Here is a 26,285-nt window from a genome sequence, read left to right on the forward strand (position 1 = left end):
TAACGGCAAGAATAGATACTGAGCAATTATTTTGTTACATAATTACACTTTTTGATTTTTTTATCACAAAGTATATATATAGTTTTATATAAATACATTGCTATTGAAATATACTATTTTCTTATAATAAAGCATAAATCTAATATTTTATATAGTTAAATGATTTTATTTATACATATAAATTATATTAATATCTTTATAAATTTTTTTATTATACTTTGTTTGTATTTGTATAGTTTTTTTTTAAGACTTAGTTAAAAACAACTCGCCTATAATGCTTCTATTCTAAAATACTCGTAGGAGAGAAAATGAAAAGAACAATTAAATTAGCGGTAGTAGCTGCCTTAGCTTTGGGGGCAACTTCTGCATTTGCAACAAATGGATCTGTGATGATTGGTATGGGTGCAAAAACTCGTGGTATGGGTGGAACTGGAATTGGTGTTGGACATGGTGCTGAATCTGCACTCTCAAATCCTGCTTTAATTACTACAATAAAATCAGATCATGAGATATCTTTTGGAGGCACTATATTTATGCCTGACGTTTCAACAAATGCCGGTGCTGGTCCAGAGTCAAGCAGTGATGCTGATATATTTGTAATTCCTTCTGTATCGGTTGCAAATAAAGTAACTGATAACTTTTATGCCGGTGTAGGTATGTGGGGTACAGGCGGTATGGGTGTTGATTACAAAGATAGCACAAATGCAGCACTTATGAACATGGAAACAGCTTTACAGCTTATGCAATTTGGTGTTCCGTTAGTATATACTTCTAATAACTTTTCTGTAGGTTTTACGCCGATTTTACAATATGCTTCATTGGATATTAATTATGTTACAGGCGGTATGACTGTAGGTACGGGTGTTGCTGATGATTTGAGCTTTGGTTATAATCTTGGTTTATCTTACGAGACAAATGGTTTAACGTTTGGTGCGGTATATATATCTGAAATAGAGATGGATTTTAATAGAGTACTAAGCACTGCAATAGGTGCTATGACAGGTGGAACTTATACAAATAATAAATTATCAAGTCCAGCTCAATATGGTCTTGGTGTTAGTTATAAAATGAATCAACATACAATAGCAGTTGATTATAGAAATATTATGTGGGAAGATGCAGAAACATATAAAGATTTTAGTTGGCAAGATCAAAATGTAATTGCTGTTGGTTATGAGTATGCTACTGATGCATGGGCATTGCGTGCTGGTTATCAATATGCAAAAAGTGCTGTTCAAGACAATGCTAATGCTACCGCAATTGCGGCAGGTCCAGCAAATTTAGGCAATACATTTAATCTATTAGGTTTTCCAGGCACACAAGAGTCACATGTGACTTTTGGCGGTACATATAACTTGAGTAAAATGGTATCAGTTGATTTAGCCGCAGTTATAGGCTTAGAAAATGAAGAGACTGCTGGATATTTCGGTGGTGGAAATATTACAACTAAACATTCAGAAACAAGTTATAGTTTTCAGTTAAACTACGCTTTTTAAATAGTAATTTTATTCTACATACCGCCCTTTAGGGCGGTACCTTCTAATATAAATCATAGTATGCTGTCATTGTTAATAAGGTAAAAAAATTCAGATAATATACAGATTTGTATGATATAATGTTTTTAGATTTGTTGTGATACTATTATCACAAAATTATTTAAATCAAAAGGAAAATGATGCTAAAAAAGATATTGATGGGAACTTCAACTATTTTAGTTGCACTAACATTTAGTGGTTGTACGATGATAAAGATGGGTACAACATTTATGGGCTTTGAGTCAGAAACACAAAAAGCTTATGCAGATATGATGGCTATAATTGGGGAGACAGGTGACCCAGCGCAAGCTATGATGAAAGAGTGGAAAGTTGCTGACAATGTATCAGAAGAAGATCTTTTTGAGAACATGAAAGAGCTAGCAGAAAACTACAATATGAGATTTGTTGGCGAAAAAAATATGTTCAGAATCAAAGATGGAAAACCTGATGAAGTTGTACATGCAAGAATCGGTGAATTTTGTTCTTTAAGTATTGCTAAGAAAATGTTAAATCACTCTCGTTATTACGGTGGTTTTATGCCGTGTAGAGTTATCTTTGTTGAGTATGGCGACGGTAGAAGATACCTAATTTCTATGGATATGACACTTGCTCTTTACGGCGGAACAGATAAAAAACCAATTAATAAAGATCTTTTTGAAGATATGTTAGCTGTTAAAAAAGCTATGGAAGAGATTCCAGCAAAAGCTGCGGCAGGCGAATAGTTTCATAATTATTTGCTATTTAATTTTTCACGCAAAAGTGCGTGAAAATTTTTAATTAAAAGAAGTTATATCATTACAGCTTCTCTTTTTCCCTCTTTAATTTCGCCTATTAAATAGCCGTCAGTTTTACTAAGAACTGTAGCTACATCTTCTTCTTTTACAACTAAAATCATACCGACACCCATATTAAACGCTCTATACATTTCATCTATATCTACATGTTGTGATATTAGTTCAAATATAGGTAGAACTTTTATGGCATCTTTTTTAATTTCAGCTCTTAAATTCTCAGGTAAAACACGAGGTAGGTTTTCAACTATTCCACCTCCAGTTATATGAGCCAGTGCAACAATCTGATTTTTTAGTTCTTTAAATATTTTTACATATATTTTTGTAGGTTCTAGCAAAGTTTCTATAAGAGGCTTGCCGTTAAAATCATCATTAAAGTTTAAGTTCATTTTTTCAAAAAGAACTTTTCTTGCAAGTGAAAACCCGTTTGAGTGAAGTCCTGAGCTAGGAAGAGCTATCAATTTATGTCCTGCTTTGACTAAAGCAACTCTGTCCATTTCTGACTTTTCTGCTACGCCTACTGCAAAACCTGCTAAATCATAATCATCATGTGAATACATTCCGGGCATCTCAGCAGTTTCTCCGCCTATAAGAGCGCACTCGCTTCTAATACATCCCTCAGCTATACCTGCAACAACATTTGTTGCAGTCTTAACATCAAGTTTTCCAGTAGCATAATAGTCTAAAAAGAAAGAAGGTGTTCCAAAATTACAGATTAGGTCGTTAACACACATTGCAACAAGGTCTATTCCTACCGTATTATGTATGCCAGAATCAATTGCAAGTTTTAATTTTGTTCCTACACCGTCAGTTGCTGCAAGCATTACAGGTTCTTTAAAGCCTTTTGGCAACTCAAATGCACCGGCAAAAGAGCCGATTCCGCCGATAACACCAGGAATTTTTGTTGATTTTACTAAGGGCTTGATGTTTTCAACGAAACTATTTCCGGCGTCTATATCTACACCGGCATCTTTGTAGCTTATTTGGCTCATTTTTGGCTCCAATATTAAATAATAATGAAATTATATCTAATGGGAGTTAAGATTGCTATTAATCTTAAATTGTACACTTTTTAGTGATTTTGCAGAGTGGACAAAAGTTTACTATGCCTGCAGCTAGAGGAATTACCCCTAAATAAAACCAAGCATTGCCTACTACAACACCCGTTGCTATTAACCCTAAACCTACAACAATACGAACAACTCTACATGTACTTCTTATTTTATCGTAATTCATTATAATTTCACTTTTTAATAATTTAGCAAAATTGTATCAAAATAGGGTTTATTTATAGCTTTTATAATTATGTATTATATTAAAATTAAAAATTTATTTATTTTAAGATAGGGGGTCTAACCCCTATCGCTATAAGGATAAAATATATAACTAATTAAACATATCGGTGTAGAGAGCTGTTGCCCAGCTATAAATAGAATTTGCATTTACTTTTCCGTCTTTTTTCCAATCTTCACTACTTACAGTATCGGCGAAATCAAAGGTATCGCTTATTTTGTCGTATGAGTACTGTGTATAGATATAGATAGCTCGTTCAGGTGCAATAGATACGGCAGAAAAACATGTAGTGGTCGGAGGCTCCCATTTGATTTTAGTTGTTTTGTTTATCTTTCGCGCAATAATAGATGCTACAAAGTGCCCCTCAGAATTTGAAGTATTGCCGGATTTTGAGAAGCCCATTGGGCGAGAATCGCCGGTGATAAAAACATTTTTTGCATCAATAGCTTCATATGTTAGAGGATTTATATTTGCTTCAAGTTTATTTTTAGCATCTTTAGCAAGTCCGACTCTTTCTAAAATTTTAGCGCCTCTTATATGAGGGTAAAAAGCGGCATCTTCAAACTTAAACTGCTCAAATTCAGTATGAACAACTTTATTATCCAAATCAATTTTGCTTATCGCTGTACCGGGGACATATTCGATATAATCTGCGTACAGCTCATCAAAAGCCGATTTAAATCCTTTTTCTTTGATAGTAATGCTATTATTTTCATCAAGCAGGATTACTTTAGCATCTAGTTTTTTTTGTTTGAAATAATCCGCAATTACACAAGCTCTCTCATAAGGTGCAGGAAGACATCTATAGTTTCCGGAAGGCACTGTTAGTATAAAATTACCGCCTTTAAAGTTTAAAACTTTATTTCTTAGAGTAATGTGCTCAGATCCAGGAATAAACCCTGCCGGATACTCTTGTCTAAGTCTATTTTCAAAAGCTATATCTTTTGTCCAGCGGGAGTAATCATAGTCAATCCCCGGAGCAAAAACTAAATAATCATATTTAATATTGCCATCGCTTGTTTTTAAAATTTGATTCTCTTTATCTAAATCAACGGCAGTTGCATGAAAATAGGTGTAGTTGTTTTTTCTAGCGGCTTGAAGATAGTCATGTGTTAAATATTCAAGCTCAATTTTATCTACTAGCCATAAGTTACTAAGAGGGCATGAGGTAAACTCGTGTCTTTGTTCAACTAAAACGACGTCAGCATTCGGTGCAAATATTTTTGTATATTTTGCAATTGAGAGTCCGGACCATCCTCCCCCTACGACAACAACTCTAGGATTTGTTGTATCCGGTAACGGTGCTTTATAATTAATAGCCGACTCTGAATTTTGATTTTGTTTTTTGTTCATAGAGTCAGCGCTTGCGCTTAGAGCGGAAGATGCAACAGCAAGACCAGATAGTGCAAGAGCATCTCTTCTTGAGATAGCCATATAAAACTCCTTATATAATGTTTCGTAATTAGATTATCATTTTTCGACTTACCTAAAGCTTATTTTAGTAAAAGCTACACATTTTTATCAATTGCTGCTTAAATTAATGCTATGTTTTAGCTTTTCAAAACTTTTTAATGCAAATATGCTAAAATCGCATTAAAACATAATTGGAAATCAAATGAAAAATTTTATCTATGCTGAGATGATAGTACATGTACCTATATGTACATCAAAAGAAGCAAAAGATGTTCTAATAATCAGCGATGAAGCGGAGTTATTGAGTGCAGAAGTAGCAAGACATGCTAATACAAACCTAAAAATAATCAGATGTTCTTTAAATGAAATTAGCTCTTTACAAGATAGAAATTATGATGTTGTTATATCTGAAATGAGTGCAGATGCCGCATTCTTTTCACATGTAAATCGTGTATTAAAAGATGATGGACAGTTTGTTAGTTCTAATGTCTCTTTAGAGGATATTCAAGCAACTAAAAATTTGATGATGACTTTGGCGAAATATTTTAAAATTATTATGCCTTATAACATAGGCAACGCCTCTAGCGCACTTTTTTGCTCTAAAGAGTATCATCCAACGGCAGATATTAATCTACAACGTGCAGATATGATTGACGGGTTAAATTACTATAATAGCGATATTCATCCTGCTTCTTTCGCTATGGGCAACTATATACGCAAAGAGTATTTGGGAATCATAAAAAACTAATGGCTTTTAGGTATGCTATAGCGCTAAGCGGAGGAATTGCTACAGGGAAAAGTACCGTAGCTTCTCTCCTTGCGCTTAACGGCATGAGAGTGATAGATGCCGATAGCATATCCCATGATATTCTTGATGCTTCTACTGAATGGGTAAAAGAGAATTTTGGCGATGAGTTTGTAGATGGCTCAAAAGTTGATAGAGAAAAACTCGGCAATATAGTTTTCTCAAATACTAAAGCAAGAAAAAAGTTGGAAGAATTTTTACATCCAAAGATAAGACAAGAAATAGAAAAAAGAAGCATAAAACAGGATAGTTTTAATTTTCCATATCTTATAGATATTCCGCTTTTTTTTGAAAATGACGCTTATGATATAAAAGAGAGCGTAGTAGTTTATACTCCTAAAGAGATTCAGTTAGAGAGATTTATGAAAAGAAACGGTTACTCAAAAGAGGAATCGTTAAAGAGAATAGCTTCTCAGATGGATATTGAGGAAAAGAAAAAGAGAGCTACATGGGTAATTGATAACTCTAAAGATTTGAAACATCTTCAGCGTGAATGTGAAGAATTTGTAGAAAAAATCAAAGTTAAATATTTGGAGAAAAAATGACGGTATCAAAATATAGTGCAAGCGGGAATGACTTTGTAATTTTTCACACATTTGTCAAAAAAGATAGAAGTCTGCTTGCAAAAAAGCTTTGTAACAGACAAAACGGTATAGGAGCAGATGGTCTTATCGCTCTATTGCCCCATAACGAATATAATTTTGAGTGGCAGTTTTATAACTCAGACGGCAGTGAAGCCGAGATGTGTGGAAACGGTAGCAGAGCGGCCGCTCATTATGCTTATGCAAATGAGTTGGCATCAGAGTCGATGAGATTTTTAACAGGTGCCGGAGTTATTGAAGCACATGTAGAAGATGATATGGTTTTAAGCGAATTAACGCCCCCAAAAATCTTAGATAAAACAATTATTGAAAACGGCAAATCTTGGTGGAAACTAGATACGGGAGTGCCGCATCTTGTACATGTATGTAATAATATAGAAGAGTTTGATATAGTAGAGGCTAGAGAGCTTAGATATAAATATAATGCTAACGTAAATATACTTTTTATAGATGGCAAAAACTTGCGTGTTAGAACATATGAACGTGGAGTCGAGAATGAAACGCTAGCTTGTGGGACAGGTATGGCAGCTTGTTTTTACATGGCATATCAGCAAGGCTTAGTAGGAAGCAATGTGGAAGTCTATCCAACGAGCGGAGAAACACTTTATTTAGGTATGAATGAGAGAACTATTACATTTAAGGGTATGGTTAAAAAAGTTTTTGAGGCTACTTATTAATTTTTCTATACGAGAAAAACTTGTATAGATTTGTAGAAGCAAGGTTAAAGACCAGCTGCTTCTACTATTTTTGCTTGATGATCTGCTATAAGCGGTTCTATTATCTCATCCATAAGGCCGCCTTGCATTATTTCAGCAAGCCTATACAACGTAAGAGTTATTCTATGGTCAGACATACGATTTTGCGGATAGTTATATGTTCTAATTCGTCCGCTTCTATCCCCTGTTCCAACTTGTGCCGAGCGGTTTGCACTATCTTTAGCAAGTGCTTCTTGCATCTCTAAATCATAAAGTCTTGCTTTGAGAACTTTCATAGCTTTTTCTTTATTTTTATGTTGAGATTTTTGATCTTGATTGGTTACTACCAAGCCGGTAGGCAAGTGAGTAATCCTAACTGCGGAGTCGGTAGTGTTTACACTTTGACCGCCGCAACCAGATGAACGCATAACGTCAATTTTTAAATCATTTTCATTAATATTTATCTCAACATCATCAACTTCAGGCATAACGGCAACAGTAATCGCTGAGGTGTGTACACGACCTTGCGACTCTGTTGCGGGAACACGCTGAACACGGTGTGTTCCGCCTTCATACTTCAACCTGCTATAAACCTGATCACCTTTTATGAGTGCAATAACCTCTTTGTATCCGCCTGCATCTGATGGAGATGTACTTAAAAGTTCAACTTTCCATCCTTTTAAATCAGCATAACGGGTATAAGCTTCAAAAAGATTACCGACAAAAATAGCAGCTTCATCACCGCCTGCCCCTGCGCGAAGTTCAACAATGATATTTCTATCATCATTTGGATCTTTTGGCAAAAGCAGAAGTTTTATCTCATTTTTTAATATCGGTAGTTTTGGCTCAAGCTCTTTAAGTTCCTCTTTTGCCATATCCGCCATTTCCGGGTCGTAAAGCATCTCTTTTGTATTGGCAATTTCTGCAAGTACTGATTTGTACTCTTTTGCTTTTTCTACAATATCTTCAAGGGAGGCTTGTTCTTTAGAGAGAGCTGTCATTCTTTTGATGTCTGAGGTTATGTCAGGCGAACTTAGCATTTCGCTAAGTTCGTTATAACGGTTGATAAACGGGGTAAGTTTATCGGCTAACATTTATATTGTTAACCTTATATAGCGTTTACAGCTCTGTGCAGACGGCTAATTTTTCTAGCAGCAGTCTCTTTTTTTAAGATACCTTTGCTTACAAATTTTTGAATTTGTTTGTTTGCTACGCCCATTGCTGAGGCTGCTTCTTCTTTGTTACCTGCTGTGATTGCAGAACGAACATCTTTTACGATGTTTTTAAGACGAGTTCTGTAAAAACGATTACGCTCTGAACGAACGATAGTTTGGCGAATTCTCTTAACTGATGACTTGTGATTTGCCATGCATGAGTCCTTCTCATAAAAATTTAGTGCAGAATATTAGCTTAAAAATAATTAAAATTAAGTTAAAGACAAGGTAAATCATAATAATTTCAACTTTATTGATTAAATATGTTAAAATACAGCACTTTATTTCATGAAAAAGTTTTAGATTTTTAAAAAAGGAGAAGCATGAAACTATTTGGAACCGACGGTGTTAGAGGCGAAGCAGGTACTTTTTTAACGGCAGGACTTGCTATGAGAGTGGCGATGGCTGCCGGAATATATTTTAAAGCTCACTCTAAAACAAATAAAATATTAATCGGAAAAGATACACGCAGAAGCGGTTACATGATAGAAAATGCTATTGTTAGCGGACTTACCGCTATCGGCTATGATGTTATTCAAATCGGTCCGATGCCGACTCCGGCGATTGCCTTTATTACCGAAAATATGCGCTGTGATGCAGGAATAATGATAAGTGCTTCTCACAATTCCTATGAAGATAACGGGATTAAATTTTTTGATAGTGCAGGAGATAAACTTCCTCAGAGTGTTGAGGAGGAGATTGAGAAAATCTATTTTAATAATGAGATGATTCAAGATGCTCAGGTTCGCGGTAAAAATATAGGCAAAGCAAAAAGAATCGATGATGTAATCGGTCGTTATATAGTTCAGCTTAAAAATTCATTTCCCAGAGATTTGTCTCTTAAGGATATGCGTATAGTCCTTGATACGGCAAACGGTGCTGGATATATAGTAGGTCCTACTGTTTTGGAAGAGCTCGGCGCAGAGGTTATAGTTTTGCATAACAAGCCTGATGGATTTAATATTAATGATGGTTGCGGAGCATTACACACCAAAGATCTTTGTGAGAGCGTAATAAAATATAGAGCAGATTTGGGTATTGCACTTGATGGCGATGCAGATAGGCTTGTTGTCGTTGATGAGAACGGTGAAGTTATTGATGGAGATCAGCTACTAGGCGCACTTGGCTCTTACATGAAGGATACATGTACTTTAAAAGGCGGAGGAATAGTTTCAACCGTTATGAGCAATAAAGGGTTAGACGATTTTATGGCAGAAAAGGGTCTGAAGCTGTTTCGTTCCGATGTGGGTGATAAAAATGTTTTAGAGATAATGAAAAAAGAGAGTATAAATTTCGGCGGTGAGCAAAGCGGACATGTAATAATAAACGATTTCGCAAAAACCGGAGACGGTTTAGTCTCTGCACTTCAGATATTGGCACTTCTGATAAATACTAAACAAAAAGCTTCAAAAGCTCTTCGCCCTTTTAGCCTTTATCCTCAAAAACTCATAAACATAAATGTAAAGATAAAAAAACCTCTTAACGAGATAGATGGACTTGACGACAAATTAAAAGAGTTGAGCCAAAACGGTATCCATCATTTGATTCGTTATTCCGGAACAGAAAATAAGCTGAGAGTACTATTGGAGTGCAGAGATGCAAAAAAGATGAATTTGCACATGAGTGATATGGTAGATTTTTTTCAAAAAGCTTTAAATGCATAACAAAACCATCCGCTTATTATCGGTGCTTTTTTTCGCAATGGCAGGTGTATTTATAATAGACCAAAATATAAAATCGCTTTTTGTAGATGGATTTAGATATTACGGTGATTGTGTAGATTTTATTTTGGTTTATAACAAAGGCGTAGCATTTTCAATGTTTGCATTTTTGGATGAAGCATTAAAATATATTCAGTCGGTATTGGTTCTTGGAATATTAGTTTATATTATCTATTTAAGCGAGATGTGCTATGCCTTTCCGTCAGGTTTGATGCTAGGAGGCGCTTTCTCAAATATTTATGATAGATTTATTCACGGCGGTGTCGTGGATATGGTTTATTGGCACTGCGGATTTGATTTTGCAATTTTTAATTTTGCCGATGTCATGATAGACGTTGCGGTTGTTTGGATTTTAATACTCCATTTTAAACCAAAATTCTGTAAAAATAGTATCTAAAGATAGATAAAAGCAGATTTAGGGTAATATTGCCAAAAATAATAGTTATATAACAAACTTAGATAAAGGAAATTGATGAAAATCAAAGTAAATAAAATCAATAGCGCAAATGCTCAAATTGAAGCCGAAATCCCAAAAACAGTAGTTGATGCTAATTTAGAAAAAATAGCTAAAGGGCTAACTAAAACTGCTTCCGTTCAAGGTTTTCGTAAAGGTAAAGTTCCTGTAGCCGTAGTTAAAAAACACTATGGAGAGCGTCTGCTTCAAGATGCTGAAGCTGAAGCACTTCGTGAAGTATTAAACAAAGGGCTTGATGAGTTAAAAGTAGCTATGAGTTCTCTAATAGGTGAGCCAAATATTTCTAAATTCGATAAGAGTGGCGACAAGATAGAAGTTACTGTTAAAGTTGCAATGAGACCTGATATAAATCTTGATAATTACAGCGATATGGTTGATGCTTTTGATAAGCCTGCAATAAGTGACGATGAAGTTAATGAAAGATTAGAAAAATTGGCGGATGCTCAGGGCAAATATGTTGATTTAAAAAGAAAAAGAGCGGCAAAAGAGGGTGACAGTGCAATAATAGATTTTGAAGGTTCGATTGACGGAGAGCTTTTTGAAGGCGGTGCAGCGAAAGAATTTGCTCTTGTTTTAGGTTCCGGTCAATTTATCCCCGGTTTTGAAGATCAAGTAATTGGAATGAAAATAGAGGAAGAAAAAGTTATAAAAGTTACTTTCCCGCAAAATTACGGTTCTAACAAATTAGCAGGCAAAGATGCAGAGTTTAAAGTAACTCTTCACAATATTCAAGAAAAAGCAAAAGTTGAAGTTGACGATGCACTTGCAGAGAAACTTCTTGCAGGACAAGATGATAAAACTTTAGAGAACTTAAAAGCTCAAGTGAAAACTCAACTTGAACATGAAGCATTGGCAAAACTTTACAATGACGAGCTAAAACCTGCACTACTAGAGACTTTTGTGGCAAAAATAAACTTTGATTTACCGGAATTTGTAGTTGATCAAGAGATAGATGTTTCGTTAAATAAAAAAGCTAGCACTATGAGCGAAGACGAGATAAAAGAACTTCGTGAAAATGCAGATAAACTAGAAGCGCTTCGTGAGACTTTCCGCAGTGATGCCGAAAAAAGTGTAAAAGCAACATTTATTATAGATGCACTAGCAACGGCAGAGAGTGTAAAAGTTGATGAAAATGAAGTAATGCAGACGATTTATTATGAGGCAATGCAAATGGGACAAGACCCAAGACTTGCTTATGATAAATATAAACAAGCAGGCTATTTACCTGCTATTCAGATGTCTATGGTTGAGGATAAAGTTCTTACACAAATACTTAATTCAAAGATGAAAGAAGCTTAATAAAAATGAGTTATATTCCTTATGTAGTCGAAAAAACAGCTCGCGGTGAACGCTCTTATGATATATACTCCCGTCTTTTAAAAGACAGAATTATCATGTTAAGCGGTGAAGTAAATGATGCTGTTGCTTCTTCGGTAGTGGCACAAATGCTCTTTTTAGAAGCAGAAGATCCGGAAAAAGATATATATTTCTATATAAATTCTCCGGGTGGAGTAGTTACTGCAGGGATGGCTATATATGATACTATGAACTATATTCGTCCGGACATAACTACGATATGTATCGGTCAAGCTGCATCAATGGGCGCATTTTTACTCTCAAGCGGAAAAAAAGGTAAACGATATGCACTTCCACATGCTAGAATTATGATACATCAGCCTCTAGGCGGAGCGCAAGGTCAAGCAACGGATATAGCTATTCAAGCAAAAGAGATTCTTAGAATGAAAGAAGAGCTAAATCAAATATTGGCAAAAAATACCGGGCAAAATATCAAGAAAATAGAAAAAGATACTGATAGAGACAACTTTATGAGTGCAGCTGAAGCTCAAGAATACGGTATGATTGACGAAGTATTAATAAAAAAAAATAAAGAATAAGTAATACAAGGAGTTGACATGTCAGGAACTTTAAAAAGTAGAATACGTCGAAATGTTAAAGATGAAAATGCTTTAAGTGACGTAGCTCCGGAGCCTGAAGGTGACTTGGAGGCGTACTCAAAAGAGGTTCTATCCGTACTTATGAAAAACGGCTTGCCGCCTACACCAAATAATTTCTCTCTCTATTTTGACAGACTTTTAGAGGACAAGAGTGAGAATACCCGCAAACATATTATGTCTATTCTTGAATTAGAAGAGAGTAATGAGGATGAAAACAGCATCTTGCTTGAACAGAGTTTAAAGCAAGGATTTTCATCTGTAAAAAATATTCTCGGAGTAACTGCAAATCTCTATAAAAATATGGCTCTTATGACAAAAATTCTTGATAAGAGAAAACAAGAACTAGAGATGAGTTCAAGCAGTACTCAAGATACAAGAAATGTCGCAGCTTCGTTAGAGTCCGACATATCAAAGTTGAACTCCATACTAAAAAAACAGAGTAGCAGCATGAAAGAGATGTATGACGATACTGCAAAAATAATAAAAAATGTTGAAAATGAGACAATTTTTGATAATCAGTACGGTGTTTATAATAAGCGTTATCTAATGACTAAAATTGAGCAGGAGATAGAGCTTATATATAAATTTAAACATAAAAGCTCACTAATTATGATTGAACTCTCTAGAAATCTCAAGAAAAGTGTAAATAATGATAAAGCTATAATGCTTATGACAAAAACAATTGCAAGACTTCTGCTTAAAACATCAAGAAGAAGTGATACGGTAGCTCATTATGGTAACGGTGTATTTACAATGCTTTTAAAACACACTGATATAGATAGCGCAAAAAGAGCAAGTGAGCGACTTTGTGATTTAGTTTCAAATAGTAATTTTTTCTTAGCAGATCGTGAAATACAACTGAAAATTTCTATAGGTATTACAGATATCACAGAAAATCACTCTGTAGAAGAGATTATCGTCAGTTCTATGGATGCAATTGAAAAAGCATACGAAGATCCAAATCTTGACTACGCAGTATTAGTTAGAAGCCATTAATAGTATAAAAAAAATATGAAGTTAAATATAGTAGAATATCCGGATAAAAGACTTAAAGAGAAATCTAAAATAGTTGAAAAATTTGATAAAGAGTTGCATGAGTTGTTAAATGCAATGTACACTGCAATGATGGGCTCAAACGGCATAGGTCTTGCCGCAATTCAAGTCGGACATGCTAAACAAGCACTGCTTTTAAATATTCCAAACGAAGATGATGAGCAATCTATTGATAATCTGATTGAGATGATAAATCCGATTATAATTGAAAAAAATGGGGAGACTATATACCAAGAGGGTTGTCTTAGTGTTCCTAGTTTTTACGAAGATATAGATAGATATGAGAGAGTAGTTGTTAACTATCAAGATAGAGAAGGCAATACGAAAACAATAGAGGCTGAGGGACTCTTAAGCATTGCTATTCAGCATGAGATAGACCATCTAAATGGAATACTATTTATAGACAAGCTTTCATATTCTCGCAGAAAAAAGTTTGAAAAAGAGTATAAAAAAATGCAAAAAGAGAAAAAAGCCAACCATTCATAACTGCTTCATACAAATAGAATTTACCAAATAAATATAACATAATATGACATATTGTCATATTATTAATACTGCACCCTTTTATTAACTATCATTACTTAAAGAATAATATCTATCATTAAGGAGTATGAATTATGAAAAAGATATATTGTGCAACATATGAGGGTATTGATGCCAAAGTAGTTCAGGTTGAGTCAACTCTTACAAAAGGGCTTCCTTCCTTTAGCGTGGTGGGAATGGCGAGTGCATCCATAACTGAGGCAAAGGACAGAGTAAAATCTGCACTTTTGAGCAATGAGTTTTCATTTCCGCCAAAACGCATAACTATAAATTTGGCTCCTAGTGATGTAAAAAAAGAGGGCAGTCAGTTTGATTTGTGTATTGCTCTATTAATTGCACTAGATAATTTAAAAGATGATTTAAGCGAATGGTTTGTATTTGGTGAGTTAGGATTGGATGGAGTAGTAAAAGAGAATATTCAACTATATCCGCTTCTGCTCTCACTAGCAAATCAAAAAATAATTAAAAAAGCAATAATTCCGCATGAGAGCTTGCAAAAGTTATCTAATATACCAAATATAGAGTTTTACGGAGTCAAAACATTAAATGAAGCTATAGATTTGCTAAAAAAAACAAAAGAGTTTGTTGCGCAAAAAAATAGTAGTAAACTTGAGTATCCAAGTTATAGCATAGATGAGCAGATATACTATTTTGATAATAATTATATGGATGATTTTTTAGATGTTAAAGGTCAAGAGATTGCAAAAAGAGCGGCACTTATAAGTGCCGCAGGATTTCATAATCTGCTTTTAGAGGGGAGTCCCGGTTGTGGAAAAAGTATGATTGCACAAAGACTTAGATATATTTTGCCTCCTCTTAGCAATGAGGAGATTTTAGATATTGCAAAACTTGATGCACTTGAATCAAAAGAGCCTGAGTTTAGAGCTCTTAGAAGTTACAGAGCACCACATCACTCTTCCACCAGTGCCAGTATCTTTGGAGGCGGGAGTTTTAGGGCAAAGATAGGTGAAGTTGGATTAGCTCATCGAGGAATACTTTTTTTTGATGAACTGCCTCATTTTTCAAAAGGAATATTGGAAGCTCTTCGCGAACCGCTTCAGGATAATAAGATAAGAATTTCAAGAGTAAATGCAAAAATAGAGTATCCGAGTGATTTTTTATTTGTAGGGGCAATGAATCCATGCTCATGTGGAAATCTTTTAAATCAACATGTAGAGTGCAGATGCAGTGAAGTAGAGATAAAAAGATATAAAAATAGGCTCTCCGATCCATTTTTAGAGAGGATTGATTTATATGTGGTAATGCAACATGTAAATCAAAATGATAAAGCTACAATTAGCTCAAAGGAGATGCATGAAAAAGTGCTTGAGGTTCATAAAAGAGTAAAGCTAAGAGGGCAAACAAACTTCAGTGCAAAACTGAGTGATTCTGAAGTAGATAGATACTGCATTTTAACGACTGAGGCACAAGATACTATAAACAGGGCTGTTGATAGATTTGCACTCTCTTTTAGAAGTATAAAAAAAATTCAAAAAGTCTCGCGAACGATTGCCGATTTGGATTGTAGCGATACCATCGAAAAAAGGCATGTTCTTGAAGCATTAAGTTATAGAAGAAGAGTTTAATTATCTAAAATACCTTCAATCGATATTTCTAGTTTTACTTTTTCACTTACAGCCACTCCACCTGTTTCTAAAACTTTGTTCCATGTAACGTTATACTCTCTTCTATCAATTGAACCGCTAAGTGTAAATCCTGCTCTTTTTTTCCCGTACGGATCAACAATCGTTCCACCAAACTCATAATTAAGTACAACATCTTTCGTAACATCTTTTATAGTAAGTTTTCCATATGCTTTGTCAGCTTTAATCTTATCAAGAACAAATATAATTTTTGGATATTTCTCTGCGTCAAATATTTCAGATGATTTTAGGTGAGCATCTCTATCCTCTATATTTGTGTTAATAGAATCAACATCAATTTCGCCATTTAGAGCTTTAAGTTGATTTGTTTTATCATCAAGCTCAAACGAACCCTCAAAACTCTCAAACTCACCGCCTACGGTACTTATCATCATATGCTTTACTTTAAAAGCAACATTAGTGTGTGACTTATCGACTGTGTAAGTGGCACCAAAAAGTGAACTAAATCCAAATATGACTGTTATGACAACAGAATTTAAAATTTTCATTTTTTTATCCTTGTATTAATTTCGGGCAATATTAACTAATTTGCAGCAATTAATAGTTAAAATTGTCAATTAATGCCATATTTTAAGAAAACAACAAAATATCATACATTGTAGTAAGAGGCATTTGGATGATAAACAACAATAGCACATGTAGATTGCTCAGGATGAATCTGAAACGTTTCGCTTAACTCAATACCGAACTCCTCGGGTTTTAGCAAATTAAACAGTGGACGGTTAAGCTCAAGATCCGGACAAGCGGCATAGCCAAACGAGTATCTTGAACCTTGATATCTGTTCATCTGCACATCGCTTAGTTTGTTTCCTTCTCCTTCAGATATGTTCAAATCAAGTCTTATCTGTTTATGTGCTATCTCCGCCAGAGCTTCCGCAAGTTCAACTCCTAGTCCGTGAAATTGGTAGTACTCTGTATATTCACCCCTATCATAAATCTCTCTCTCAGCCTCGCTTAGTTTTGCTCCTGCGCTTACACATGTAAGAGCCAAACAGTCATGTCTGTCATTGTGGAAAAAGTCGCTAAGCGCTCTGTGAGGCTCTTTAGATTGGCGCGGAAAGGTAAATTGCTCTTTCGCTCTGCCTATTACATATTCTAAATGCTCACGGTTAATTTCAAGCTCAGAGTTGTACCCTTCACTCTCATCAAATATAAGCAGCGTATTGTCATCGCTTCTGCACGGCCAGTATCCGTAAAGTATTGTCGGTTCAAAGAGTTTTTCGTCTATAAAACGCTTTTTCAGTTTTTCGTATGCCGGCCAAACAACTTCATTTAGCTGTTTTTCGTAAGCTTCTTTTGTCATGCCTTTTGAGCTGTATCCCCAACGTGATTTAAAAAGAAGTTTGTGATTAATCCACTCAAAAGCCATTTCAATTTGTTGTGGTGTAAGCTTTAGCTCACGTCTTCCCCAAAATGGAGGAATAGGTACATTAACATCGCGAGAAGGCATTTTTATCTCCAAAAACGGCGGAATAATAATCTCTTCTTTTATTTTTACAATTTTTTCTTCACTGTTTTTTCCATGTAAATCTGTATCAAAGTTTCCTGCCTCAATACGACTCATAGCAGTTACGCCATCAAACGCATCTTTGCAGTAAAAAATTGGTCCATCATAAAAAGGACGACAAAAATCATCTATAAAAGAGCGGGTAAGAGCTGCTCCGCCGAGTAAAACAGGTATTGTAATCCCTTCCCTTTGAAGAGCCTCTAGGTTTTCTTTCATAACCTGAGTAGATTTTACCAAAAGTCCGCTCATCCCTATTGCAGTTGCAATTGACTCTTTTATCGCTTTTATAAAACTCTCTATTTCAACTTTTATTCCCAAATTTATAACTTTAAAACCATTGTTTGAAAGGATGATATCAACCAAATTTTTACCTACGTCATGCACATCACCTTTTACCGTTCCAAGAGCCAAAGTTGTATCTACGGCTTTATCAATTTTAGGTAAGTAAGGGTTTAGATAGTCAACCGTTTTTTTCATTGTCTCTGCGCTTTGCAAAACAAAAGGGAGCTGCATTTGTCCTGAGCCGAAGAGCTCGCCTACAACCTTCATGGCATCTATTAAAATTTCGTTTACGATTCTCTCTGGGGCTATTTTATGACGAGCCTCTTCAACTAAAGGAATCATTCTATCTTTGTCGCCGTCCATTAAAAGTTTTGCAATTTTCTCTTCATCGCTCATAGCAAGATAAGCTTCATCGACTGCTTGATTATCAACGGCTTCTTTAGTGCTAAAGTGCTCTATAAACTCAAAAAGTGCAGCGGCATTTGGTTTGCGGTTGAAGATAAGATTATTACAAATCTCCTGATCTTCATCACTGATTTTATTGATAGGTATAATATGTTGAACATTTATAATGACGCTTGTAAGCCCCGCTTGTATGCAGTGGTGCAAAAACATAGAGTTTAGATAGGGTCTTGCGTCTTTATCGAGTCCGAAAGAGATATTTGAGAGTCCTAGAGTTGTTCCAACTTCCGGATGGCGACGACGCAGTTCACGTATGGCTTCGATTGTGTTTATTCCTGCATCCACATACTCTTCATCGCCGCTTCCAAGAGTAAACGTAAGTAGATCAAAAACCAAATCTTCGGCTTTTATGCCATGTTTTTTTGTAGCCAATTCATAAATACGTTCGGCAACTTCAAGTTTTCTCTCAACAGTTTTTGCCATACCGATTTCATCGATGGTTAGACAAACCAAAGCGGCACCGTATTTTTTTGCCAATGCGCATACGGTATCAAACTTCTCTATACCGTCTTCAAGATTTACGGAGTTTATAATAGGTTTGCCGCCGATTAGTTTAAGTGCCGCTTCAAGAGCAGTTGTTTGAGTAGAATCGGGCATAATAGGAAGTGCGATTTTTTGTGCATAAAGACTCATTACGCTATTCATATCTTTTGTCTCATCGCGTCCCGCAAAGCCCACACTCAAATCAATTACATGTGCGCCTGCACGAACTTGTTGTTGAGCAACGCTAAGTGTTCCCTCATAATCTTCTGCAAGCAGTAGCTCCCTAAAAGCTTTTGAACCGGTTGCGTTTGAACGCTCTCCGATAAGCAGCGGGGCAGGTTCTTGCATAAGAGGAACTGTTGAAAAAAGTGAAGCCAAAGAGTTCTCCTGTTTTCCGCTTGCACTTTTTGGAGTTGTACTATTTACTCGGTTTACCAATGCACGAATATGTTGAGGTGTCGTTCCGCAACAGCCGCCCAAAAAGCTTACCCCGTCGTATTGTAAAAAACTCTCCTGTTTGTCGGCAAACTCATCGGGTCCCATTGGATAATAGGTATATCCGCCGCGGTTTTGAGGAAGTCCTGCATTTGCATGAACGCTTATTGGTTTATGCCAAAGTTCACTAAGAGTTTTTACATGTTTTAAAACCTGATCAGGTCCGGTTCCGCAATTAAAACCAAGACTTATTATGTCAAAAGGCTCTAAAATCGTAGCAATCGTAGCTGCGTCCGTACCGATTAACATTGTGCCGCTTAATTCGATTGTAACCGAAACCATAATCGGTATTTCTCTTTTTCTTTGTCTTGAGGCTTCGCTGCAGGCATGAAGAGCGGCTTTTATCTGAAGCGGGTCTTGACATGTCTCTAGCAAGAAAATATCCACTCCGCCATCAATTAAAGCCAAACAAAATTCGGTATAACCCTCATACATCTCATCATAAGATATGTGCCCTAAAGATGGAAGTTTTGTTCCAGGACCGATTGAGCCTAAACAAAACCTCGGATGCTCCAAAGTGGAGAATTTTTCACACTCTTTTTTAACAAGTTCTGCTCCTGCTCGAGTTAGCTCGTAAGCACGACTGCCAATCCCGTACTCATCCAAAACCCATGCGAACGAGCCAAAAGTGTTTGTAGTGATAAAATCTGCACCAGATGTAAGATAGGCATGAAAAATTTCACTTAAAACTTCAGTACATGTAACGTTTAATAGTTCGTTACACCCTTCGTTTCCTTCCCACGCCTCTTTTGGAATTTTATGATCCCGTTGTTGCAGCTGTGTACCCATCGCACCGTCAATTATAAGTGGTCTGGTTTTTATAGTTTTTAGGATATACTCTTTTGTTGTCATAAAAAATCTTTTTGTAAAATAAATAATTTTCTCATTTTACCAAATTTGAGCATAAAAGGGACTTTCTCCTTTTTATATTAGCACAATATGTAGTTATAATAATAATTATAACAATTAATAAATATTTCGATATAATTTTGTCAAAATAGTGTCAAAGGAGCAGACATGAACAAAGAAAATATAGGCATAAAGACACCAACTCCATGGAGATATAAAAGGTATTTTTTCTTTGCTTTTTTAACAGTTACGGCTTTAGTTTTGCCGTGGATACAGGTAAACGAAAGCCACTTTTTTTTACTTAGTTTTGATAAGCTGAAACTTCATCTTGCATTTGTTCAGTTTGACATGCAGGAGTTATACCTTTTACCGTTTTTACTTATGATACTTTTTTTGGGTATTTTCGGTATGACTGTTGTGGGTGGTCGTGTTTTTTGCGGATGGGTATGCCCTCAGACTATTTTTAGAGTCATATATCGTGATTTAATAGAAACAAAACTTTTAGGTTTAAGAAAACGTATAAAAAACAAACAGCTAGAACCGGATATGAGTAAGAGTGAGAATAAAATCAAAAAGGTAATAGCCGTTACGTTGTGGATAATGCTTTCACTTATAGCAAGTGCCAATTTGGTATGGTACTTTGTTCCGCCTGAAGATTTTTTCACATACTTAATGAACCCTTTTGATCATGTTATTGTCTTTGGAACAGTTTTAGCATCAGCGCTATTCCTTATATATGATGTCGTATTTTTACAAGAAGATTACTGTATTTATGTTTGTCCATACTCTAGAGTTCAGTCTGTTTTATATGATGAAAATACCGTTATGGCTCTTTATAACACTCATAGAGGTGGACATATTTATGACGAACACAAACACAAACAGTTTTCCAAACAAAAAGATTTGCAAGAGGTAGAACCTCATGCCGAATGTACTGCTTGTGAGAGTTGTGTAACTGTATGTCCGACGCATATTGATATTCGTAAAGGTTTGCAACTAGAGTGTATTAACTGTTTAGAGTGTGTAGATGCCTGCACAGTGGTTATGGGAAAACTTGGCAAACCTTCTCTTGTTACATGGTCAAGTGATTATGAGATAATAGATCAAAAGGGAAAAACAAAATATTTTCGTCCTAAAGTTATTGCATACGCAATTTTGCTTGTTGGACTGGCGATAGGTATGGTTCTTCTAGGAAGTAAAAAAGAGCATATGCTTTTAAATATAAACAAAGAGAACAGACTTTACTCGGTTGATAAAGATAATGAAGGAAGAGTTTTTGTTGATAATGCATATGAGTTTTTAGTTCAAAATACGCAAAATGACAAGATGGAGTACTATTTTGAAATAATTTTGCCAAAAGATATAAACGGAAAAATTGAGATATATAAACCTCAGGAAGCTTTTGATGTAACGCCGGGAGTGAAAAAGAAAAAAATTGTTGTGCTTAGAACCTATGACAAATTGGTAAATGATGCCAGACACGATACGATTATCCCGATAACGATTCGTGCTTATGCACTTGGGCATGAAGATAAAATTGTAGTATTTAGAAAATCAACTTTTACTTATCCTAGAGCAGATGTTTTAAAAGAGACAAAATAGAGGTTAATATTTCTTTGATATAATTTGCCTTTTAATAAAAGGATTTATATGCCATTTTCACCAAAAAATAGAAAAGGCACCCTAAACGGTGTGCTTTTTGTAGCTATTTTTGCTGCTGCTGCTACGATGATTTCTGAAATAGAGTTTATTAGAGCACTCGGAATTTCACCTCTTGTTATCGGTATAGTAATTGGTATTTTTTATGCAAATACACTGCATAACAACACTCCTAAAGAGTGGAGTGGCGGTATAACCTTCTCCGGCAAAAAGATTTTGCGTTTTGCAATAGTATTTTATGGATTTCGTATAACATTCCAGCAGATTGCAGAAGTCGGCATAGAAGGTTTTATGGTTTCCCTTATAATGCTATCTACTACATTTATTTTGGGAACATTGGTCGGTCAAAGATTTTTCAAAATGGATAGAGACACTTCAATGCTTAGTGCTGCAGGTGCTTCTGTTTGCGGTGCAGCTGCTGTTTTGGCAACAGAGCCTGTTTTAAAAGCTGAAGAGCATAAAACTGCAATAGCGGTTTCAATGGTTGTACTTTTTGGAACTATAGCTATGTTTTTATATCCTGCGCTATACAACATGGGTATTTTTGATATGAATGCAAAAGAGTTTGGTATTTATGTAGGCGGAACTATTCATGAAGTTGCTCAAGTCGTAGCGGTTCCTGCCTCGATTTTAAATGCAAGCCAGGAGATGGCAAATTCCGCTGTTATCGTAAAAATGACTAGAGTTATTATGATTGCTCCGATGCTGATTATATTAGGTATTTACTTATCATATAGCTCTAAAAAAACGGGCGGTGAAGCAGGTGGAGTTAAGCTCGTTATTCCTTGGTTTGCAGTCTATTTTATTGGAATGGCGGGATTTAACTCTCTGCAACTTATTCCTCAAAATATAGTAGATATTATAAACCAGATAGATACTTTTTTACTAACTATGGCAATGACGGCACTTGGAATGGGTACAATATTTGCAAAATTCAAAGGGCTTGGCTTAGCTCCGGTTTATACGGCAGGAGTAATGTTTGCATGGCTTATGATAGGTGGCTATTTTATTACAAAATGGGTTGTCGCCATATTTTAGGAGCTTGTTACTTTAAAGTAAAAAAGTTTATAATAGGAAAACTGATAAAAATTAAGGAACCGCTAGGATGTCATATTTGCCAAATACGCTCAACTCTTATTGGCTCTGGCGTGAAGTTTCATCAAAACTAGGTGTTTCAAATCCTGCATATAAGTACTGGAGAGAGACGCCTACTCTAAAGTTAAACAACAAATACCTCTTTATACAAAAGAACACTCTACCTCAAAAACATCAACATGTAGAGAAGATTCTTACAGACCTTAGCGGCTATCTGCCGATAAAATACGCTTCTGACAGATTACATGTAAATGAACATATATTTTCATACGATAAAATGAGACTCTATAAAGAGTTTGAATATAAGTTTGTCGAAGACGTCAAGTTTGTAAATATCAAAAAATTTTTTATTGAGTTTGGAATAAAAGTAAATAAAAACTCAATTATTCAACTTGGAAAGATAAAAGATTTAGAAATTAGCGCCGAGTGTACGTTTTATAATCTAAAAGAGGATTACGGCGTAGTGGTGTACGAATAATGAATACATTTTTCTTAGAGTTTTATGACCCGCTCTTTGGGATAATAATATTTTTTGCACTTATTTTCGTAATAACATTTTTTTCTTACTGGTTTGCAAAATTTAAAAAAAAAGAGGATTATAAACACCTTGATAAGTTTTTAAAACAGTTTGCCTCGCTTCCCTCACAAAACGAGTTAAAAGTTTTGATAACAAAGGGAGAGTTGTCTGAGAAATCTTGGCTTTTGTTGGCAAATGCATACACAAAAAGCGGTAATTATGAAAAAAGTATTGAGATATACAGTGAACTTCTCAAAGTTGGCGATAAAGCCAATTACAGAGACACTATGTTTTTACTCGGTAAAACATACTTTAGGGCAGGTTTTCTTGAACGTGCAAAGCGTATTTTTTTAGAGATATTAAAAAATAATCCTCGTACTCCTCAAGCCCTTAACTACCTTCTTTTAGTCTATGAGCAGATGAAAAATTATAATATGGCATTAGAAGTATTAGAGCCGTTGAGTGAACTAGACAAAGATATTGATTTAGAGAGTGCATATCTGAACTCTTTGCTTATTTTAAACAGTGTTGGCAGTTCATCTGATGAGAAGGTTTATAAACTCTTGGAGATATATAAAAGAACCAATCAGCTAACATATCTTATTTTTGAGTATATATTTAGAGTAAACCCGAAAGTAGCATGGGAAAATCTTGATACGTCAAAAGCTGAACTGCTAGTAGATATACTATGGAACTCTAATAAAAAAGATTTGAATTTTGATATAATAATGCAAAATGGCTATTTGAGGGAATTGTATAGCGCAAAGAAATATATTAATGAGAGTTATAAAAGCTCTATTTTTGAATTTAATATACTTATTAATCTTGATTCAAAAGTAAATGCAACGCTTGGTTTTGAGTATATTTGCGGTGATTGTAAAACTGTTTATCCGTTTGCTTTTAGCCGTTGTAGCAGTTGTCATGCGATAGATACATCCAGAGTAGAGCTATCTATCGTAAAAGATTATCATAAGGATTTTAGTGAAGAAAATAACTCTTTTCAGTGACGGCAGTGCTCTTGGAAACCCAGGTCCTGGGGGCTATGGCGCTATACTGAGATTTGGAGATAAAGAGAGAGAAATCTCAGGAGGAGAAGAGCATACGACAAATAACCGGATGGAGCTTTTAGGCGTTATTGAGGGTTTAAAGGCTTTGAAGGAGCCGTGCGAAGTTGATATTGTTTCAGATTCGTCATATGTTGTAAAAGGTATAAACGAGTGGCTAAGAGATTGGATAAAGAGAGATTTTAAAAAGGTAAAAAATCCTGATTTGTGGAAAGAATATATTGAAGCTTCAAAAGTTCATAAGATAAATGCTATTTGGGTACGAGGACATGACGGACACATTGAGAATGAGAGATGTGATGTATTGGCAAAGAGTGAAGCTCAAAAAATGAAAGAGATTATAAAATGAATAAAAAAATAGAGGTTTTAGAGAAAACTTTGGGTTATGAGTTTAAGGATGAGAAGCTCATTATTGAAGCGCTGACGCATAAAAGTCATAAGCAGCCCTACGATAATGAGCGACTTGAATTTTTAGGGGATGCTGTTTTGGACTTGATTGTAGGAGAGTATCTGTTTTTTAAATTTTCCAATTCTGATGAGGGGAAATTATCAAAAATAAGAGCATCTTTAGTAAACGAGAACGGATTTGAAAAGTTGGCAAGGTCTATAAATCTGGGTGAATATATTTATCTCTCAAATGCCGAAGAGAATAATGGCGGCAGAGAGAAGGCATCACTGTTGTCAAACGCATTTGAAGCCGTTATAGGAACAATTTATCTTGAATCGGGACTTGACGTTGCACGAAAAGTAGCTATTGATTTGATAGAGAAAAATCATAAAGAGATATCACTTGATTCATTATTTAGAGATTTTAAAACTACTCTGCAAGAGTTGACTCAAGCAAGATTCGGGGAGACACCTGAATATAGAGTAATTGCAAGTCGTGGGCCAGATCATAAAAAAGAGTTTGAGGTTGCAGTTATTATTGAAAACAAAGAGTACGCAAGGGCTATCGGTAAAAGTAAAAAAACTGCTCAGCAAGAGGCGGCAGAAATGGCAGTTAAGTTGTTAAAAGGGGAGAGCAGTGAATAGTTTTGGTCAAAAAATAAAGTTTAGCACTTTTGGAGAGTCTCATGGAAGAGCCATCGGGTGTCTGCTTGATGGAATACCTGCCGGACTCGATATAGACGAGGAGTTTATTCAAAGTGAGCTAGACCGCAGAAAACCGGGAAAAAGCGAGTTTGAAACGGCAAGAAAAGAGGAAGACAAAGTAGAGATATTAAGCGGCGTTTTTGAGGGGAAAAGTACCGGAACCCCTATTGCAATGGTAATATATAATACAGACCAAAAATCACGCGATTACTCCAATATAAAAGATGTTTTTCGCCCCGGTCATGCAGACTTTACTTATTTTTACAAGTATGGTATAAGAGATTACCGCGGCGGCGGACGAAGTTCGGCGCGTGAAACTGCTGCTAGAGTTGCTGCAGGTGCTATTGCAAAGCTAATGCTAAAAGAACTGGATATTGAAGTTTTAAGCGGAATTTGCGAGGTTGACGGTATAAAATCGGAAGTTTTTGATTATGATGCCGCAAAAAAAAGCATAATTTACTCTTTAGATATAAATAAAGAGCAAGAGCAAAAAGATGCCATTTTAAAGGCAAAACATGAGCATGACTCTGTCGGCGGAGTTTCAAGAGTTCTTATAAAAGGTGCGCCAAAAGGTTTAGGGCAACCGCTTTATTATAAACTAGATGCAATTCTAGCCGATGCCATGATGGGTATAAATGCCGTTAAAGCAGTTGAGATAGGCGATGGAGTTTTAAGCGCATCTCTAAAGGGTTCAAAGAATAATGATGAGATTAGAGCAGATGGATTTGTTACCAACCACTCGGGAGGAATTCTAGGCGGTATAAGCAATGGCGAGGATATAGTTATGAATATCTATTTTAAACCTACGCCATCAATCTTTAAAGAGCAGAGAACGGTCACTACAAAAAATGAAGAAGTTGATTTTTCCCTAAAAGGCAGACATGATCCGTGTGTTGCTATAAGAGGCACTATAGTTTGTGAAGCTATGGCAGCATTGGTTATTGCCGACATGTTGCTTTTAAATATGGGCTCGCAGATGGATAGAGTGGTTAAATATTACGAATAATTTTTGCTAAAGAGT

The 26,285-nt window shown here is 35.5% G+C and carries 26 protein-coding genes; 19 read left to right on the forward strand and 7 right to left on the reverse strand.

Annotation, left to right across the window (positions count from 1 at the left end; all coding sequences use genetic code 11):
• Positions 1–308: 308 nt before the first annotated feature.
• Complete coding sequence (locus A2530_RS05610) at positions 309–1,496, forward strand: OmpP1/FadL family transporter (protein ID WP_294885145.1); 1,188 nt, start codon at positions 309–311, stop codon at positions 1,494–1,496.
• A 179-nt stretch (positions 1,497–1,675) separates the two neighbouring features.
• Positions 1,676–2,257, forward strand: coding sequence for a DUF302 domain-containing protein (locus A2530_RS05615; RefSeq protein WP_294885144.1), 582 nt, complete (start codon positions 1,676–1,678; stop codon positions 2,255–2,257).
• Between the two features lie 65 nt (positions 2,258–2,322).
• On the opposite strand, the gene purM is transcribed toward A2530_RS05615, so the two are convergent.
• The 3 genes from purM to A2530_RS05630 form a co-directional block, all read right to left on the reverse strand.
• On the reverse strand, positions 2,323–3,318 hold the full coding sequence (gene purM / locus A2530_RS05620; protein ID WP_294885143.1) for a phosphoribosylformylglycinamidine cyclo-ligase: 996 nt from the start codon (positions 3,316–3,318) through the stop codon (positions 2,323–2,325).
• Between the two features lie 64 nt (positions 3,319–3,382).
• Positions 3,383–3,562, reverse strand: a complete 180-nt coding sequence (locus A2530_RS05625; RefSeq protein ID WP_294885142.1) for a DUF2892 domain-containing protein — start codon at positions 3,560–3,562, stop codon at positions 3,383–3,385.
• A 150-nt stretch (positions 3,563–3,712) separates the two neighbouring features.
• Positions 3,713–5,053: an FAD-dependent oxidoreductase gene (locus A2530_RS05630; protein ID WP_294885141.1), complete on the reverse strand. Its 1,341-nt coding sequence runs from the start codon at positions 5,051–5,053 to the stop codon at positions 3,713–3,715.
• A gap of 181 nt (positions 5,054–5,234) precedes the next feature.
• Here A2530_RS05630 and A2530_RS05635 point away from each other — a divergent pair, with 181 nt between their 5' ends.
• From A2530_RS05635 to dapF, 3 genes are read left to right on the forward strand one after another with little or no spacing between them, the layout of a single operon-like run.
• The gene (locus A2530_RS05635) at positions 5,235–5,780 is read left to right on the forward strand and encodes a spermidine synthase (protein ID WP_294885140.1); all 546 of its coding nucleotides are present in this window, start codon (positions 5,235–5,237) and stop codon (positions 5,778–5,780) included.
• The gene (gene coaE / locus A2530_RS05640; RefSeq protein ID WP_294885139.1) at positions 5,780–6,382 is read left to right on the forward strand and encodes a dephospho-CoA kinase; all 603 of its coding nucleotides are present in this window, start codon (positions 5,780–5,782) and stop codon (positions 6,380–6,382) included. Before A2530_RS05635 ends, coaE begins: the two co-directional genes overlap by 1 nt.
• Positions 6,379–7,116, forward strand: a complete 738-nt coding sequence (gene dapF / locus A2530_RS05645) for a diaminopimelate epimerase (protein ID WP_294885138.1) — start codon at positions 6,379–6,381, stop codon at positions 7,114–7,116. The genes coaE and dapF overlap by 4 nt, the downstream gene beginning before the upstream one ends.
• Before the next feature lie 44 nt (positions 7,117–7,160).
• On the opposite strand, the gene prfA is transcribed toward dapF, so the two are convergent.
• Both prfA and rpsT read right to left on the reverse strand, forming a co-directional pair.
• Positions 7,161–8,228 carry a peptide chain release factor 1 gene (gene prfA / locus A2530_RS05650; RefSeq protein ID WP_294885137.1) on the reverse strand — a complete coding sequence of 356 codons (1,068 nt, stop codon included), beginning with the start codon at positions 8,226–8,228 and terminating at the stop codon, positions 7,161–7,163.
• 14 nt (positions 8,229–8,242) lie between these two features.
• On the reverse strand, positions 8,243–8,503 hold the full coding sequence (gene rpsT, locus A2530_RS05655) for a 30S ribosomal protein S20 (RefSeq protein ID WP_294885136.1): 261 nt from the start codon (positions 8,501–8,503) through the stop codon (positions 8,243–8,245).
• Between the two features lie 168 nt (positions 8,504–8,671).
• Between rpsT and glmM the strand changes: the two genes are divergently transcribed.
• From glmM to A2530_RS05690, 7 genes are all read left to right on the forward strand, one after another.
• Positions 8,672–10,012 (forward strand): phosphoglucosamine mutase, encoded by a 1,341-nt coding sequence (gene glmM, locus A2530_RS05660; protein WP_294885135.1) that lies wholly within the window; start codon positions 8,672–8,674, stop codon positions 10,010–10,012.
• A complete protein-coding gene (lspA, locus tag A2530_RS05665) occupies positions 10,005–10,466 on the forward strand; it encodes a signal peptidase II (protein ID WP_294885134.1) in 462 nt (153 codons plus the stop codon). The genes glmM and lspA overlap by 8 nt, the downstream gene beginning before the upstream one ends.
• 75 nt (positions 10,467–10,541) lie before the next feature.
• Entirely contained in the window at positions 10,542–11,843 is a 1,302-nt protein-coding gene (tig, locus tag A2530_RS05670) for a trigger factor (protein ID WP_294885133.1), read from the forward strand.
• Positions 11,844–11,848: 5 nt separating this feature from the next.
• Positions 11,849–12,439 (forward strand): ATP-dependent Clp endopeptidase proteolytic subunit ClpP, encoded by a 591-nt coding sequence (gene clpP, locus A2530_RS05675; protein WP_294885132.1) that lies wholly within the window; start codon positions 11,849–11,851, stop codon positions 12,437–12,439.
• Between the two features lie 18 nt (positions 12,440–12,457).
• Positions 12,458–13,495, forward strand: coding sequence for a GGDEF domain-containing protein (locus tag A2530_RS05680; RefSeq protein WP_294885131.1), 1,038 nt, complete (start codon positions 12,458–12,460; stop codon positions 13,493–13,495).
• A gap of 15 nt (positions 13,496–13,510) precedes the next feature.
• Entirely contained in the window at positions 13,511–14,038 is a 528-nt protein-coding gene (gene def, locus A2530_RS05685) for a peptide deformylase (RefSeq protein ID WP_294885130.1), read from the forward strand.
• A 131-nt stretch (positions 14,039–14,169) separates the two neighbouring features.
• Positions 14,170–15,681 (forward strand): YifB family Mg chelatase-like AAA ATPase, encoded by a 1,512-nt coding sequence (locus A2530_RS05690; protein ID WP_294885129.1) that lies wholly within the window; start codon positions 14,170–14,172, stop codon positions 15,679–15,681.
• On the opposite strand, the gene A2530_RS05695 is transcribed toward A2530_RS05690, so the two are convergent.
• Positions 15,678–16,247, reverse strand: coding sequence for a YceI family protein (locus tag A2530_RS05695; RefSeq protein WP_294885128.1), 570 nt, complete (start codon positions 16,245–16,247; stop codon positions 15,678–15,680). The two genes, A2530_RS05690 and A2530_RS05695, sit on opposite strands and share 4 nt — an antisense overlap.
• A 101-nt stretch (positions 16,248–16,348) precedes the next feature.
• The gene (metH, locus tag A2530_RS05700; protein ID WP_294885127.1) at positions 16,349–19,840 is read right to left on the reverse strand and encodes a methionine synthase; all 3,492 of its coding nucleotides are present in this window, start codon (positions 19,838–19,840) and stop codon (positions 16,349–16,351) included.
• Between the two features lie 165 nt (positions 19,841–20,005).
• Between metH and ccoG the strand changes: the two genes are divergently transcribed.
• The 7 genes from ccoG to aroC all read left to right on the forward strand — a co-directional run bounded on the left by ccoG (position 20,006) and on the right by aroC (position 26,270).
• Positions 20,006–21,439: a cytochrome c oxidase accessory protein CcoG gene (gene ccoG, locus A2530_RS05705; RefSeq protein ID WP_294885126.1), complete on the forward strand. Its 1,434-nt coding sequence runs from the start codon at positions 20,006–20,008 to the stop codon at positions 21,437–21,439.
• A 48-nt stretch (positions 21,440–21,487) separates the two neighbouring features.
• The gene (locus A2530_RS05710) at positions 21,488–22,534 is read left to right on the forward strand and encodes a YeiH family protein (protein WP_294885125.1); all 1,047 of its coding nucleotides are present in this window, start codon (positions 21,488–21,490) and stop codon (positions 22,532–22,534) included.
• 67 nt (positions 22,535–22,601) lie between these two features.
• Positions 22,602–23,069 (forward strand): hypothetical protein, encoded by a 468-nt coding sequence (locus A2530_RS05715; RefSeq protein ID WP_294885124.1) that lies wholly within the window; start codon positions 22,602–22,604, stop codon positions 23,067–23,069.
• The gene (locus A2530_RS05720; RefSeq protein ID WP_294885123.1) at positions 23,069–24,115 is read left to right on the forward strand and encodes a tetratricopeptide repeat protein; all 1,047 of its coding nucleotides are present in this window, start codon (positions 23,069–23,071) and stop codon (positions 24,113–24,115) included. The genes A2530_RS05715 and A2530_RS05720 overlap by 1 nt, the downstream gene beginning before the upstream one ends.
• A complete protein-coding gene (rnhA, locus tag A2530_RS05725) occupies positions 24,090–24,521 on the forward strand; it encodes a ribonuclease HI (protein WP_294885122.1) in 432 nt (143 codons plus the stop codon). The genes A2530_RS05720 and rnhA overlap by 26 nt, the downstream gene beginning before the upstream one ends.
• On the forward strand, positions 24,518–25,204 hold the full coding sequence (gene rnc / locus A2530_RS05730; RefSeq protein ID WP_294885121.1) for a ribonuclease III: 687 nt from the start codon (positions 24,518–24,520) through the stop codon (positions 25,202–25,204). The genes rnhA and rnc overlap by 4 nt, the downstream gene beginning before the upstream one ends.
• Positions 25,197–26,270: a chorismate synthase gene (gene aroC, locus A2530_RS05735; RefSeq protein WP_294885120.1), complete on the forward strand. Its 1,074-nt coding sequence runs from the start codon at positions 25,197–25,199 to the stop codon at positions 26,268–26,270. The genes rnc and aroC overlap by 8 nt, the downstream gene beginning before the upstream one ends.
• Positions 26,271–26,285 lie beyond the last annotated feature (15 nt).

This window comes from Sulfurimonas sp. RIFOXYD2_FULL_34_21, from assembly GCF_001830805.1.
In the GTDB taxonomy this organism is placed as follows: domain Bacteria; phylum Campylobacterota; class Campylobacteria; order Campylobacterales; family Sulfurimonadaceae; genus Sulfurimonas.

Bases quoted from the DNA above. Each gene is read 5' to 3' on its own strand.
- dapF (WP_294885138.1), top strand. From the start codon at position 6,379: ATGACGGTATCAAAATATAGTGCAAGCGGGAATGACTTTGTAATTTTT.
- lspA (WP_294885134.1), top strand. From the start codon at position 10,005: ATGCATAACAAAACCATCCGCTTATTATCGGTGCTTTTTTTCGCAATG.
- glmM (WP_294885135.1), top strand. From the start codon at position 8,672: ATGAAACTATTTGGAACCGACGGTGTTAGAGGCGAAGCAGGTACTTTT.
- A2530_RS05630 (WP_294885141.1), bottom strand. From the start codon at position 5,053: ATGGCTATCTCAAGAAGAGATGCTCTTGCACTATCTGGTCTTGCTGTT.
- tig (WP_294885133.1), top strand. From the start codon at position 10,542: ATGAAAATCAAAGTAAATAAAATCAATAGCGCAAATGCTCAAATTGAA.
- A2530_RS05610 (WP_294885145.1), top strand. From the start codon at position 309: ATGAAAAGAACAATTAAATTAGCGGTAGTAGCTGCCTTAGCTTTGGGG.
- A2530_RS05680 (WP_294885131.1), top strand. From the start codon at position 12,458: ATGTCAGGAACTTTAAAAAGTAGAATACGTCGAAATGTTAAAGATGAA.
- metH (WP_294885127.1), bottom strand. From the start codon at position 19,840: ATGACAACAAAAGAGTATATCCTAAAAACTATAAAAACCAGACCACTT.
- A2530_RS05615 (WP_294885144.1), top strand. From the start codon at position 1,676: ATGCTAAAAAAGATATTGATGGGAACTTCAACTATTTTAGTTGCACTA.
- ccoG (WP_294885126.1), top strand. From the start codon at position 20,006: ATGAACAAAGAAAATATAGGCATAAAGACACCAACTCCATGGAGATAT.
- clpP (WP_294885132.1), top strand. From the start codon at position 11,849: ATGAGTTATATTCCTTATGTAGTCGAAAAAACAGCTCGCGGTGAACGC.
- A2530_RS05690 (WP_294885129.1), top strand. From the start codon at position 14,170: ATGAAAAAGATATATTGTGCAACATATGAGGGTATTGATGCCAAAGTA.
- rnc (WP_294885121.1), top strand. From the start codon at position 24,518: ATGAATAAAAAAATAGAGGTTTTAGAGAAAACTTTGGGTTATGAGTTT.
- prfA (WP_294885137.1), bottom strand. From the start codon at position 8,228: ATGTTAGCCGATAAACTTACCCCGTTTATCAACCGTTATAACGAACTT.
- rpsT (WP_294885136.1), bottom strand. From the start codon at position 8,503: ATGGCAAATCACAAGTCATCAGTTAAGAGAATTCGCCAAACTATCGTT.
- A2530_RS05625 (WP_294885142.1), bottom strand. From the start codon at position 3,562: ATGAATTACGATAAAATAAGAAGTACATGTAGAGTTGTTCGTATTGTT.
- def (WP_294885130.1), top strand. From the start codon at position 13,511: ATGAAGTTAAATATAGTAGAATATCCGGATAAAAGACTTAAAGAGAAA.
- A2530_RS05715 (WP_294885124.1), top strand. From the start codon at position 22,602: ATGTCATATTTGCCAAATACGCTCAACTCTTATTGGCTCTGGCGTGAA.
- A2530_RS05695 (WP_294885128.1), bottom strand. From the start codon at position 16,247: ATGAAAATTTTAAATTCTGTTGTCATAACAGTCATATTTGGATTTAGT.
- A2530_RS05635 (WP_294885140.1), top strand. From the start codon at position 5,235: ATGAAAAATTTTATCTATGCTGAGATGATAGTACATGTACCTATATGT.
- coaE (WP_294885139.1), top strand. From the start codon at position 5,780: ATGGCTTTTAGGTATGCTATAGCGCTAAGCGGAGGAATTGCTACAGGG.
- purM (WP_294885143.1), bottom strand. From the start codon at position 3,318: ATGAGCCAAATAAGCTACAAAGATGCCGGTGTAGATATAGACGCCGGA.
- A2530_RS05720 (WP_294885123.1), top strand. From the start codon at position 23,069: ATGAATACATTTTTCTTAGAGTTTTATGACCCGCTCTTTGGGATAATA.
- A2530_RS05710 (WP_294885125.1), top strand. From the start codon at position 21,488: ATGCCATTTTCACCAAAAAATAGAAAAGGCACCCTAAACGGTGTGCTT.